Genomic DNA, 12,335 nt, shown 5'->3' with positions numbered 1-12,335 from the left:
CCTGCCGGCTCCCGCCGCTACCGGGCCTGGCCGGTGGAGACGTTCGTGTACGACGAACAGAGCCTCGTCCACTATCTGGCGAAGGAGCTACCGAGCCGCCGGCCAAGCTGAGTGCGCGAACGTCCTCGCTGCCGGACCTGCACCGCTGACCGGCGCCGAGCGAGACGCCATCCGCTACAAGCTCACCGACCTGCTCGACGACCTGGCCCACGTCACGGACCGCGGTGAACGTACGGTGATCGCCACCGCCGCTTGGACCAGCGCCGCAGAGGCGGCCCTCGCGCTCGGCCGGCGATGGACCGGCACCGGCAAATGGCTGCTCAGGGAACTACGAGCGCACGAACCCGAACTCGCCGACCGGTGGTTGAGCTCCCACTCTGACCCGACAGCCATCGCCGGCTTCGTCCGTGACGTACTCGCCCATGCTGGTGGTCCGCTGTTCTCCGGCTACACGGTCGCGGGTGAACGTCCGTCGCACGCCTGAGGAGAGCGTCCGCGCGGTTCGGCCGGCCCACCTGGCTACGGGGCTCATCCCCGGCACGCATCAAGGCAGTGCGCGCGTGAGCCATACGTGCTCGCCGCGGTCATCGGTCGAGACGTGGCTGCGCTCGAAGCCGAGCTTCTCGAGGACCCGCAAGGACGGCGCATTCCACGGGCCCACCGTCGACCAGAGCCGGGTGCGCCCCGTCTCGATCGCGGCGTCCAAGACCGCCCTGGCCGCTTCGGTCGCGTAGCCGTTTCCATGTACGCGCTTGAACAACTCGTACGCGATCTCCGGCTCGTCGACGGTGGAGCGGCCGACGATGAGTCCGCAGTAACCGATGAAGTCTCCGACATCGTGGCGACGGATAGGCAACAGCGCGAGCCCGGTCTGCTCCGTCGCGGCGAGTTGCCTCGCGATGATCTCGCGGACGTCCTCGATCGTAGGCGTCCCGCCACCTCGTTCGGCGTGGAGCGCACGAACATCGTCGGCATCAGCGAGAGTCCATGGCCGCATGGTCAGCCGCTCGGTTTCCAGATGAAGCGACATCGGCTGGTACTCGGCCATGGCGCGAGCATAAACGAGTAGCGCGGGTGTCCTTCCGCTGGAAGGCTCGTTGTCCCATGTGGAAGGGGCTGGACTCGTGAGCGAGTTGCCTGGTGGCCGCATCAACAAAGTCGTCCGCGTCGGCGACACGGTGAGACGACGGCCGCCCGGTCGCCCAGACGACGCCCGCGCCCTGCTGGGCCACTTCGAAGAACATGGCTGGACAGGTGCCCCTCGGTTCCTGGGCGTCGACAAGGAGGGCCGCCAGGTCCTCAGCTACGTCCCGGGTTGGGTTCCCCTGCCCGCGTTGACCCTGCGGACCGCTGACAACCAGGTCGCTCCCCCCGGAGTGTTCGCAAACGAGAGCCTTGTCGGGGTCGCCAAGCTCGTACGGGAGTTCCACGACCTCACCGCCGGAACCCCGCTCGCCGAGGACCAGGAAACCCTCTGCCACAACGACCTGACCCCGAACAACACCGTCTTCGGTGACACCGGGGACGGAACGTACCACCCGGTGGCATTCATCGACTGGGACGACTCGACTCCCGGGCCCCGCATCCACGATGTGGCCGACATCTGCTGGACCTATCCTTCGGCACGCTTCGCGCCAGACCGCCCCGACCCGAAGGCGCTGGGCAGACTGATGCGCTTGATGTGCGACGCCTACGGGCTCATCGACCGTTCCGAGCTGATCGCGACCGTACTCACGCGCCATGACCAGACCTGGCGCGGAATCGCGGACCTCGCCGACGCCGGCCACCCCGGCTATCAACTTCTGCGCGAACTGGGCTCGGTGGAGTTTGGACGCGCCAACTACGACTGGACGAAGGCGCATCGGGCGGAGCTCGAGCGCGCACTCCGCGACGATTGACGCCGCGCTGCCCGCGGAAATGAACGGCATTCACCGACCCAAGGGGTCCCCCTCGCCTCCGGAAGCTTTGACACCTGGGGCCGAACACTCGCGTCCGTCCGGCGGCGCAAGGCATGCGCACCCTTGTCTGCTTGGACTTCTGAGTCCCCTTGCCTCCGCTCTTGACCCACGCCGTGGCTATGGACTTTCGCTAGAGTGACACTCTAGAGTATGACTTTAGCATCGTCAGCTCGAGCCGTCGGCGAAGACCGACACAGGAGGAAGCCATGCAGGGCATCGCCAACACCCAGCCGGCAGAAGCATGGAACGGCTGGGAGGGCATCAACTGGGCGCGGAACGCCGCTCGCTACAACGCAACGGTCAACGCCTTCAATGACGAACTCTTCGACGTCGCGGCGATCGGTGAGGGCGACCGCGTCCTCGACGTCGGCTGCGGTACGGGCCAGATCACCCTGCTCGCCGCCCGCCAGGCTTCGCAGGGACACGCCATCGGCATCGACATCTCGATGCCGATGCTGGAGCGCGCCCGCGCGGACGCGACGGAACAGGGCATCGCGAACGTCGGGTTCGAGCAGGGAGACGCGCAGGTCCACCCCTTTCCCGAGGACGGCTTCGACCTCGCGATCAGCCGTGGCGGCGTGATGTTCTTCGCCGACCTGGTTGCCGCGTTCGCCAACATCCGGCGCGCGCTGCGGCCAGGTGGACGGCTCGTGTTCATGGGCCCCCAGCCCGGCACCCCCGACGGTGACTACGCCCGGGCGACCGCGGCGCTGAAGCCCCTGATGCGAGAGGCCTCCCCCGCCTCACGCGGAATGGGATCCCTGGTCGAGCGGGACCGCATCCAGGAAGTGCTTGACGCAGCCGGGTACGCCGACGTGCGCATCACCCCCGTCAGCGCACCGCTGGACTACGGCCGTGACGCCGCGGACGCGGCCGAGTTCATCCTCAGCCTGGGGCCGGTCCGTCACAACCTGAAGGACGTCGACCAGACCGTCATCGAGCAGACGCGAGAAGAACTCCGGGCGGGGCTCGTGCCGTACGAGACCTCAGACGGCGTTCTCATCCCCGGCGCGGTCTGGTTGGTGAACGCCACCCAGCCCCCAGCGACGCGATAGCAGCACAGACTCAGCACGGAAGGGCGTAGACCAGGCGAGGCAGGTACCGGGCGGCGGGGTTGGTCGACAACCACGCCGAGCCCGGCCTGTGCCCGACCGTGTGTGGGACGGTCAGCGGCAGAGCTGGTGGCGAAGGGTGTCGAGCGCCCAGCTCTCCCAGTCCCCGGGCTCCCACCCTCGGTCCCGGACCAGCAGCAGATAGAGCTCGGGACTAAGCACGCCGTAAAGCCGATCGGCAATTTCCGCTACGGACAGGTCGGAAACGGCGTCGGGTTTGCTTGCCAGTGCCTGCGCCGCAGCCGTCTGGACAACGTGTCGAGGGTTTGCGTCCCGCTCCCAGAGATCCAGAAGATCGGGGTTGGTGAGTGCAGCGGTGCGCACCATCTCCGTGATCGGAGCAACACGGTCGAGGATCCTTCGAGTCCCGTGCACGTGGGCTTCTAGTTGCTCGGCGGCGCTCGGTTGATCGATCGCCTCACGAAACCACGGCCTGTCCATGGTGGCGACCGGTTCGTCGTCGCCCGCGACGGAAGTGTCGACAACCTCCTTGAGGACCGAGCCCTTGTTGCCGAACGAGAAGTAGATCGTCTGCACCGAGACGCCGGCTCGGTCGGCGATCTCCTGGAGCGTCGTCGCTCCGTATCCCTGGCTGATGAACAGCTCCCGGGCTGCGGCGACGACCTTCTGCCGCGTCCGTTGGGCTTGTTGCGCCCGTTTGCCGGGTGTTCTGACAGGGCTCATGCACCCAGCCTAGACCTCTAGAGTCGGACTCTAGAGTCGCAGTCGGCGGACCAGGTCGGTGCCCGGTTTCACGCCGGTCGTTGGATGCCGTGGCCGGTGCGGGCAACGTAGGCGACGAGCCCGACGAACACGGCCGCCGCGGCGAGGGTCACCACTCCGTCGCCGTAACCCAGGCCACTCAGCGACCTCGGCTTGCCCAACCAGTCCGCGATCGACGCGCCCAACGGCCGGGTGACGACGTAGGCGAACCAGAACGCGGTTACGCCACCCATGAGTCGCGACCACCGGGCCAACGCCGGGACCGTGATCACAACCGCGAACAGCACCGCAGACGCCAGGAAGCCGAGGTGGAGCGTGAACGCGGTCAGGTCCCCCGCGGCGGTGCCCAGCGCGAACGTCGCCAGCACTGTCGCCCAGTAGAACAATTCACGGCGGCGGGTGACGATGCTGTGGATCGACAGGGTGCCCTCGCAACGGCGCCACACCGCGAAGATCGCGGCCAGGGCCAGGGCGTAGAACGCGGTCGTCGCGACGTACGGGACGCCCACGACCACGTGCACCCCGTCGGCGGCCATCGTGCCGAATACGGCGACCATCGCCACCGCGAACCAGTACACCGACGCGACGTAGCGTCGCGTTCGCAGCTGCAACCACATCGCCACGGTGAACCCGAGCAACCCGACCGCCGCGGCAAGCACCAGGTTGACCTTCGCCAGGTAGTCGGAGGCAGCCTCGCCCATTCCTGTGGTAAGGACCTTGATCACCCAGAACAGAACAGTGATCTCCGGCACCTTGGGTGCGACCGGTGCACGCGGGCCACGCTCCAGCACACGTACAGGCGAGGACATCAGGCTCATCACTCCCAGGCAGAAGAGGGTCCAACAGGGCGGGACCGAGGCGGCCCGGGGAGCCTACGCACCGCAGATGTGCCAAAGCCGGGGAACCGGCAAAGCGCCGTACAAGGAAGCCAAAAGCCGTCCTGACAGCCGGTCACCATCCGGACCTGACCCGTCGACAACGGACGATCAGGAATGCCAGGGTGGGCGGGTGGACAACCGAACTGACGTACGCGACGTAGCCCGCGTGCTGGCCGTCGCAGCGCATCCGGACGATCTGGATTTCCTCGCAGGTGGAACGATCGCCGGTTGGGCACGCGCCGGACTCGAGGTCGCCATCTGCATCGTGACCAATGGGGACGCCGGCCAACTGGGTCAGACTCCCCGAGACCAGGTGGCCGCCGTCCGGCAGGCAGAAGCCCGCGCGGCCGCGCGCGAACTCGGAGTCGCCGACGTCACGTTCCTCGGCTACTCCGACAGCCGAGTCGAGGTCACGCTCGCGCTTCGCCGCGACGTCGCACGTCAGATCAGGCGGGTCCGGCCCGACCTCGTCCTCACCTGGGCACCGGAACGGACCCAGGACTTCATCCGCAGCAACCACCCCGACCACCGCGCGGTCGGCGAAGCCACGCTGTGCGCGATCTATCCCGATGCAGCCAACCGCTTCATCCACCCCGAGCTTCACGACGACGAGGGTTGGCAACCGTGGCGTGCCTCCCAGGCATGGCTGATGGGTGCCGCCGAACCGAATGCGTACGTCGACATCACCGACACCGTCGACATCAAGGTCGAGGCACTCCGCGCGCACCGCAGCCAGACAGGCCATCGCGACGACCTCGCCCAGCGAATCCGCGAGACGGCTGCCAAGGCTGCACTCGGCGCCGGGCTTCCCGCAGGCCGCCTGGCCGAGGTCTTCCAGGTCATCCCCACCGCATGACGTACCGCTCGACCCGCTGACACGACCTCGGTCCGCCAAGCTGGCGCGCCGACTGTCCGGTCGCGTCCTAAAGCTTTCGTAAAGCGGCCCGAGCAAGATGATCTCCACATATAGCGTCCTCGCCGGATCTTCACGCTGGGACGGAAGGACGACGGCGCCTGCGCAGGTCACAGGTGACCGTCTCCAGTCTCGTCCCGGTGCTGTTGCGATGTGCGGTGGAGGGGCCACTGGGCAGGCCTCTCCAGTCCTCGTGGAGGTGAACCGTGCCGTTGAAGGTGAGCGTGGTGGTTCCGGTTTACAACCCCGGGACCGACATCGACAGATGCATCGAGTCTCTGCTCGGTCAGACATTGAGCCCGGACGAGTTCGAAGTCGTCTTCGTCGACGACGGATCGACCGACGAGACTCCGGCCCGGCTGGACAAGCTCGCCGAGGAACACTCGAATGTCAGGGTCATTCACATTCCCAACTCCGGATGGCCGGGCAAGCCACGCAACGTGGGCGTCGACACCGCCCGCGGCGAGTACATCCAGTACGTCGACCAGGACGACTACATGGCGCCCGACGCACTCCGGAGGCTCTACGAGCTCGGTAGTCGTAACGGCGCGGACATCGTTATCGGCAAGGTGGTCAGCAACTGGCGAGGCGTTCCGATCAGCGTGTGGAAGACCACCAGGCACAAGGTCACCATCCGCGACTTCCCCCTCTGGGACAGCCTGACCCCGCACAAGATGTTCCGGAAGACCTTCCTGGAGGAGCAGAACATCCGGTTCCCGGAGGGCAAGCGCCGTCTCGAGGACCAGCTCTACATGATACAGGCCTACTTTCCCGCCAAAGCGGTCTCGATCCTCGGCGACTACACCTGCTACTACTACTGGCGCCGCACCGACAAGAACAACGCCGGCTCGGCACCGATCGACCCCGTCGGGTACTACGACAACCTGCGCGACGTGCTGCAGGTCGTCGAGGACAACACCGAACCAGGAGCCTTCCGGGACAAGATTCTGCGGCGCTTCTACCGAACGGAGATGCTCGGCCGGATCAACGACGCCTCGCTCCTCAAGTACCTGCCCGCGTACCGCGAAGAACTGTTCCGCGAGATCCGCAAGCTCGCGCTGGAACGGATGACCGACGGCGTTACTGCGGGGCTCCCCGCGTTGCTTCGCATGAAGGCGTCCCTGCTGATGGCAGGCCGCCTCGACGAGTTGGTCACCCTCGCCGAACGCTGTCGCGCGATCAAGGCGAGGACGCCTCTGGAGTCGGTGAGTTGGAGCGACGGCCGTCTCAAGCTGCGGTTCGATGCCTACCTCCAACGTGAAGCCGGAGCCGGCGAGGAAGTGCTTGCAGTCCACCAGGAGGACGGAAAGTACTACCTGGATCCCGCGCTGAGTGAGGAGCTTCTGGACTGGCATGACGGCTACCTCGGTAACGAACTCCGAAGCGCACGTGTCGACGTCTCCATCCGCGACCGGGAGACTGCCGCCGAATGGCTGATTCCTGCCAAGGTCCAGCTCACGTACGACGAACGGACGGCGACCGACACCGGCGACGGCCATCGCACGAGCGTGCGCATCCGCGGCTCGGTTACGGTCGACCCCGAGCGCGCGGCCGGCGGACGCCCACTCGGCAAGGGAATCTGGGACCTCTGGGCACGCGTCGTCCTCGTCGGATTCGATCAGCGCGTCCGGCTCGGGACCTCCGATGTCGCCGCCCTGCAGGACGGATGCCTGCCCGCCCTTCTAGGTCAGCAGAACCTGCTTGTCGTGCCGTACTTCACCGAGGGGCACGACAACCTGAGTCTCGACGTCGACCGCCGCGGCAAGACCTTGGCGAAGGCAGTCGGCGGACGGGCCTGGACGCCTCTGCCGGCCGCTGGCCGCGAGATCGAACTGGCCGCTCCCATCGTCCATCCGATGGGTAGCCCGGCCGTGAGCGCGAAGCTCGTCCTGCTGAACGAAGACGACCCGGACGCGGCACCGAGTCACGTCGTACCCGCGGCACTGGTCGCCGACCAGTCCGGCAGGGCACGCATGGTCGCCACCCTTCGCCGGCTACCGCTCTCTCCGGACAGCCGTTGGCGCGTGTCCGCCCTTCTCGACGGCGACGAACGACCCGCGGTGATTGTCGGTCAGCTCGACGTCGACGCCCGCGGCCGGGCGAACCTTGCAGGAGCCCATCGGATCTCGCGTTCGACGCTGCTCGCTCGCAGGCTGGCAGGTGAGGTCGTCACGTATCCCCCCGCCCGTCGGGTAGCTCGTACCCTGGTGGGCCACGCCCCATCCGCCGTACGGACACGTCTCAGGAGGTTCGCCAAGGCGACCTTGGCGAAGATCGTCAAGCAGTGACGACCAACCCACGGCCTTCTGCAGGTGACAACTGCCGCGCCGGGGTCAAGCAAAGTCCAGGCCAGGTGAACTCCGACCTGGGCTTACGTCGAGAGCCAGCGACGGGACTTGACCCCCTAACCGCCCGATTTGGGCTCGGGGGATTGTCAGCGCCGCGGGCCTGTAAGGCCGGCGTCTATGCTTTCGTGCCTGCCGTTCTCTGAGCCGGCAGCGCAAACGTAGCGGTGGCGCCGAAGTCGACGATGATGCACGGGTCGCTCCCAACCACCCAGGCGTCGTGACCCGGCTCGATCCGCGCGACCTCGTTGGCGCCCACGTCGCCTTCGGCACCATCGTCCATCAGGAAGTGCATTCGCCCCGAAACGACATAGAACATGTGCGGGGACTGACAGGTGGTGGTTCCAGCGAGCGGGCGGACGTGCTCGGACCAACGCCATCCCGGCTCGAACCGGTCCTTGAAGACGGTGTTACCGTCGAGCACCACCATCTCAGCGGCACCTTTGTCGGCAAAACTCCGGGTCTCGTCCGGTGTGCTGAAACTCTTCGATTCCAAGCTGGACATTGCAAACCTCCCCCACGCAAGACCTCGCTCAGCGTCACATCACAACGCTACCGGCCTGCCGGCCAGCCGTCTCATGGTCACAGACTGCGTTGGACGGTTGCGTCGAACGCCAACTGTGTGGCCGGGACCAAGATCCCTCCGGACTGGGTATGTCGTCCCACGTGGGTCATTAGCGAGTTGCGGGGAGCTGCTTACCGGCCCACTCTGCGTACGCCATGCCGTCCTTCCACGTCGACGAAGACGACAGGGTGGGTCGCGAGAATCTCGGGGACCTCGCCGTCTTTCCCAGGCCGGTACCAGAAGCCGCCGGCTACTGCTCCGGTGGGGAGGCTGCTGATTCCTGCTCCCGTGACTGTCGCGGAGGCTCAGAGGTGCGGGGGATGCACGACTTCGGAGTCGACTGCTCGCGTCGGCAGGTGACGATGCTGTGGATCGACAGAGTCCCCTCACAACGGCGCCACACCACGAAGACCGCGGCCAGGGCCAGGGCGTAGAGGGCGGTCGTCGCGACATCCGGAACTCCGATGAGCAGGTGAACCGTGCCATCGCTCAGTTACTTATGACGCTGTCCACCGCGGCGGCCGAGCTGGCTGCCGCGTTCACCGCCAGGCCGACGGAACAGCCGGACTTCCGGGACCGCCTCGTCGGTTCGATGCAGCGGCAGGTGGCAGCGCTCCTCGATGTCAACGGGGAGGAGGGCGTGTCGCCGCGCACGATTGCCGAGATGCTCGGATGGACCGACGACGGCAACGTACGCAACACGCTCAACCGTTTGCGCGAGCTCGGCGTCGCAGAGCTGGTGCCAGGCTCGTCCTGGCGACAGATGTGGCGGCCCACTGCGCTCTACCGGAAGGACTCAGACCGGCCCCGTGATTAGAAGCTGGCTCCTCGGAGAACTCGCCAGGCCGTTAGCGGTCCGGACCGGCGGCCTCGTCAGGTTCGTCGGCATTGGCTGGGTGGTGGCCATCGGCCGACCAGCAGTGCGCGCCGGCGCCCTGGCCGCCACGGTCGCCCTGGTCGGGGCCGAGGTATCCCAGGTCCTCGAGCTGGCGGTGCGCATCCGTGATGAGGTGATGGGCTTGTGCCTTCACGGCTCGGTCGACCTCGGACGGGCAGACATCATCGGCGACGTGTTCACTACGTCGGCCATTGGCGGCATGGTTCTCTTGTGCCATTTTTAGGCGCTCTGTTCGGTATTCACCGGTGGCAGGGGACGAGCGTCAACTCTACGCGTGCTCTTCAGTCACCGCATTTGATGCTGAAGAAGCCGCTCTACAGCCGCTGCGAATGTCTCCGAGGCCCTGTACCGTCTCGGTCGATCGCCCCGGCGGCTCTCGCTAGGGCTTCGGCCGCGGAGCGCGCACCTATCCGGAGCCAGCGCAGGTGGCCGGGGCGATCCCCCACGGGGCCGGATGCGGTCAGAGGGACTGAGGGGTTGGCCGGTGTCCTGGCTTGGTCCGGGAGAGCGGCGGCCCGTAGCCTTGCCCGGCGCGGTGGGCAGCTATCCGTAGGAACGGGCACCTGGATCACGAACTGCCCGCTTTCACGCTGGGGTCAGTTGGCAGGCAGCGAAGCCCGGCTTGAGGAAGTACGCTCCTGTGGGGTGTCGAGAGCGCTTGAAGGCTTCCTGGATCTTGCGGCACCAGCAAGGCAGATGGGGATGCGCCTGTTGAATGGCGGCTCCAGGTCGGGCTTCGCAACCAACCTCAGCTCACTCTGCAGGCGGCTCCTCATTCGCTTCTACGGCGTTCGATGTTGATCTCGCTCACGGGGGTGGCAGCGTGGCCGGGTTTGCCGGAAGGGCGTTGGAGGGGCCGGTGAGCCCGTGCGGTCTGCTTCGCGCTGGTCTGGATGCTAATCCTGAAGGGCTCGCGCTGATCTCGGCGGATACGCGCTGGACGTGGCGCAGGCTCGATGACCTTAGTAATCGCTTGGCTGCGGGTTTGCTGGGTCTGGGGCTGAACCCGGGTGATCGGGTCGCTTCGCTCATGCCGAATCGTCCTGCACTCATCGTTCACTACCTCGCCTGTTTCAAGGCGGGCCTGGTCGCAACGCCCCTCAATTACCGTTACATGGCGCCGGAGATCGATCACGCCCTGGCGGTCAGCAAAGCCCGCGCGCTGCTCGCGCACGCCGAGCGGGAGGAGGATCTCGCCGCAAGCCAGCTCGCCCGGCAGCTGCCGTTGGGCACCATCAGCTACGGCGGCGGGCGAGGAGCGGGTCCGGTTTTCGACGAGCTGGTTGAGGGGCAGGCTCTATCTTCCCCTCCGCCGCCTCCTCCTCCGGCGGCGCCGGCCGTGATCTTCTTTACCTCAGGGAGTACCGGTCGCCCGAAGGGGGTCACGCATACCCACGAGACTCTCGGCTGGATGTTGGCCATCGGGGCGGCAGGGCTCGAGTTCAGCCCGGACGATCTGCTGTTGGCTGGTTCGTCGCTGTCGCACCTTGGTGCGTTCTACCTGTCGTTCGCCTCGCTGAGCGTGGGCGCAGGCGTGATTGTGGCCCACACGTTCGATGCAGACGAGTTGCTCCCGCTGCTGCGCGAAGACCGCCCGACGGCGCTGTCGATGCTTCCTTCGAAGCTGTTCGCCCTGACCCGCGACCACGGCGCCCGGCACGACGACTTCGCCTCGCTGCGGCTGTGCCGGGCGGCGGGTGACACCGTCTCCGCCGAGCTGGAGCGGGAGTTCACCGCGCTGAGCGGGTTGGTGATCGACGAGGCCTACGGCATGACGGAAGTCGGGCTGGTGACGGTGAGCCCGCCGTCAGGTCGGATCAAGCTCGGTTCGGTCGGGCAGGTGGTTCCCGCGGTCTCGCTGTCAATCCAGAACGAGGACGGCGAGGAGCTGCCGGCCGGGAGTGCAGGCCGCTTGTGGATCAAGACTCCCGCGGCTACCGCCGGCTACTGGGACGACCCGGGCGCGACCGAGGCGGCCTTCAGCAACGGGTGGCTGGACTCAGGCGACATGATGCGAGTCGACGAGGAGGGCTACTTCTTCTTCTGCGGGCGCAAGAGGCAAATCATCGTCCACGACGGCTCGAACATCTGCCCCCAGGAGGTCGAAGGTGCCCTGCTCCAGCACCCGGGCGTCACGAGCGCCGGGGTGATCGGGATCCACGACCTTGTGCATGGTGAGAACGTCCGCGCCTACATCACCCTCACGGAAGGGACCGAGCAACCCACCAGCCAGGAACTGATCCAGTTCGCGCGCGCGAGGCTCGGCTACAAGGCGCCCGAGGAAATAGTCGTCCTCGACGACATGCCCCGCACAGCCACGGGAAAGCTGGACCGGACGTCCCTGAAGCGAATGGCCGAGGCGAACCTCGCACGTCGGGCTAGCCGATGAACCCGCTCGGGCCCCCCAGGCGATGCCTCTGGGATGACCGATCCCTCGACACGCATCCCGCCTGGACTTACGCACGCCAAAAGACCCGCGAGCTGATCCCGCAATTGCCCACGACAGAGCGTGCCGTGAAGGAGTGGCAGGGTTGAACTATCTGGGACACGTCCCAACTTCGGACCTTTCTCGGCGTCGCCAGGCGGCAACGGTTGCACGCGTTTCTTCCACCTCGCTGCGTTCACCGGTGCTCGTCGCGGCGAACTGCTCAACCTCCTGTCAATGCTGGCACCGTTCGCGGGCGTCCGGCTCCGGCTCCGCCCGGTCCGCGTACACCGGCGAGCCGCAGTCCAGATAGATCACCGGCACACTGGCGGCGAGACGGTCCCAGACCGCGCGCAGCAGTCGCCCCTTGCCCATGCCCGGGCCACCGGCGACCAGCACCGCGGGACGGTCGGGCCCGTACAACGGTTCGCGGCCGGCGCCCGATGGTGACCGTCTGAGCAGGCGCGCGAAGAAGAAGTTGGCGATATTGGGCACGGGGTCCCGGGACGGGCCGGCAC

Annotated in this window: 13 protein-coding genes; 8 read left to right on the top strand and 5 right to left on the bottom strand. The window is 66.8% G+C overall.

The features are described from left to right. The first annotated feature begins 235 nt into the window (after positions 1 to 235). Positions 236 to 484 (top strand): hypothetical protein, encoded by a 249-nt coding sequence (locus tag F4554_RS31430; RefSeq protein WP_202889149.1) that lies wholly within the window; start codon positions 236 to 238, stop codon positions 482 to 484. 60 nt (positions 485 to 544) lie between these two features. Here the strand turns inward: F4554_RS31430 and F4554_RS04445 are convergent, their stop codons facing one another. After that, the gene (locus F4554_RS04445; RefSeq protein ID WP_179786195.1) at positions 545 to 1,048 is read right to left on the bottom strand and encodes a GNAT family N-acetyltransferase; all 504 of its coding nucleotides are present in this window, start codon (positions 1,046 to 1,048) and stop codon (positions 545 to 547) included. Between the two features lie 76 nt (positions 1,049 to 1,124). Here F4554_RS04445 and F4554_RS04440 point away from each other — a divergent pair, with 76 nt between their 5' ends. Beyond that, positions 1,125 to 1,898 carry a phosphotransferase gene (locus tag F4554_RS04440; protein WP_179786194.1) on the top strand — a complete coding sequence of 258 codons (774 nt, stop codon included), beginning with the start codon at positions 1,125 to 1,127 and terminating at the stop codon, positions 1,896 to 1,898. A 266-nt stretch (positions 1,899 to 2,164) separates the two neighbouring features. Further along, a complete protein-coding gene (locus F4554_RS04435; RefSeq protein WP_179786193.1) occupies positions 2,165 to 3,013 on the top strand; it encodes a class I SAM-dependent methyltransferase in 849 nt (282 codons plus the stop codon). Between the two features lie 111 nt (positions 3,014 to 3,124). On the opposite strand, the gene F4554_RS04430 is transcribed toward F4554_RS04435, so the two are convergent. Both F4554_RS04430 and F4554_RS04425 read right to left on the bottom strand, forming a co-directional pair. Then, a complete protein-coding gene (locus F4554_RS04430; RefSeq protein WP_179786192.1) occupies positions 3,125 to 3,754 on the bottom strand; it encodes a TetR/AcrR family transcriptional regulator in 630 nt (209 codons plus the stop codon). A 68-nt stretch (positions 3,755 to 3,822) separates the two neighbouring features. Continuing rightward, complete coding sequence (locus F4554_RS04425) at positions 3,823 to 4,611, bottom strand: COG4705 family protein (RefSeq protein WP_238341214.1); 789 nt, start codon at positions 4,609 to 4,611, stop codon at positions 3,823 to 3,825. A 190-nt stretch (positions 4,612 to 4,801) separates the two neighbouring features. On the opposite strand from F4554_RS04425, the gene F4554_RS04420 reads away from it, so the two are divergent. Both F4554_RS04420 and F4554_RS04415 read left to right on the top strand, forming a co-directional pair. Continuing rightward, positions 4,802 to 5,527 (top strand): PIG-L deacetylase family protein, encoded by a 726-nt coding sequence (locus F4554_RS04420; RefSeq protein WP_337795866.1) that lies wholly within the window; start codon positions 4,802 to 4,804, stop codon positions 5,525 to 5,527. 263 nt (positions 5,528 to 5,790) lie between these two features. Beyond that, positions 5,791 to 7,872 carry a glycosyltransferase gene (locus tag F4554_RS04415; RefSeq protein ID WP_179786189.1) on the top strand — a complete coding sequence of 694 codons (2,082 nt, stop codon included), beginning with the start codon at positions 5,791 to 5,793 and terminating at the stop codon, positions 7,870 to 7,872. A gap of 175 nt (positions 7,873 to 8,047) precedes the next feature. Here F4554_RS04415 and F4554_RS04410 read toward each other — a convergent pair whose 3' ends face one another. After that, positions 8,048 to 8,434 (bottom strand): cupin domain-containing protein, encoded by a 387-nt coding sequence (locus tag F4554_RS04410; RefSeq protein WP_179786188.1) that lies wholly within the window; start codon positions 8,432 to 8,434, stop codon positions 8,048 to 8,050. 532 nt (positions 8,435 to 8,966) lie between these two features. On the opposite strand from F4554_RS04410, the gene F4554_RS04405 reads away from it, so the two are divergent. From F4554_RS04405 to F4554_RS04395, 3 genes are all read left to right on the top strand, one after another. After that, positions 8,967 to 9,311, top strand: coding sequence for a helix-turn-helix domain-containing protein (locus F4554_RS04405; RefSeq protein WP_179786187.1), 345 nt, complete (start codon positions 8,967 to 8,969; stop codon positions 9,309 to 9,311). Then, positions 9,304 to 9,615, top strand: coding sequence for a hypothetical protein (locus tag F4554_RS04400; RefSeq protein ID WP_179786186.1), 312 nt, complete (start codon positions 9,304 to 9,306; stop codon positions 9,613 to 9,615). Before F4554_RS04405 ends, F4554_RS04400 begins: the two co-directional genes overlap by 8 nt. A 600-nt stretch (positions 9,616 to 10,215) precedes the next feature. Then, complete coding sequence (locus tag F4554_RS04395) at positions 10,216 to 11,781, top strand: AMP-binding protein (protein ID WP_202889148.1); 1,566 nt, start codon at positions 10,216 to 10,218, stop codon at positions 11,779 to 11,781. A 270-nt stretch (positions 11,782 to 12,051) separates the two neighbouring features. Here F4554_RS04395 and F4554_RS04390 read toward each other — a convergent pair whose 3' ends face one another. Next, a complete protein-coding gene (locus F4554_RS04390) occupies positions 12,052 to 12,312 on the bottom strand; it encodes a P-loop NTPase family protein (protein WP_202889147.1) in 261 nt (86 codons plus the stop codon). Between the last annotated feature and the right edge of the window lie 23 nt (positions 12,313 to 12,335).

The organism is Actinopolymorpha rutila (assembly GCF_013407855.1).
GTDB lineage: Bacteria > Actinomycetota > Actinomycetes > Propionibacteriales > Actinopolymorphaceae > Actinopolymorpha > Actinopolymorpha rutila.
This window is presented reverse-complemented; position numbering and strand designations above follow the sequence as displayed.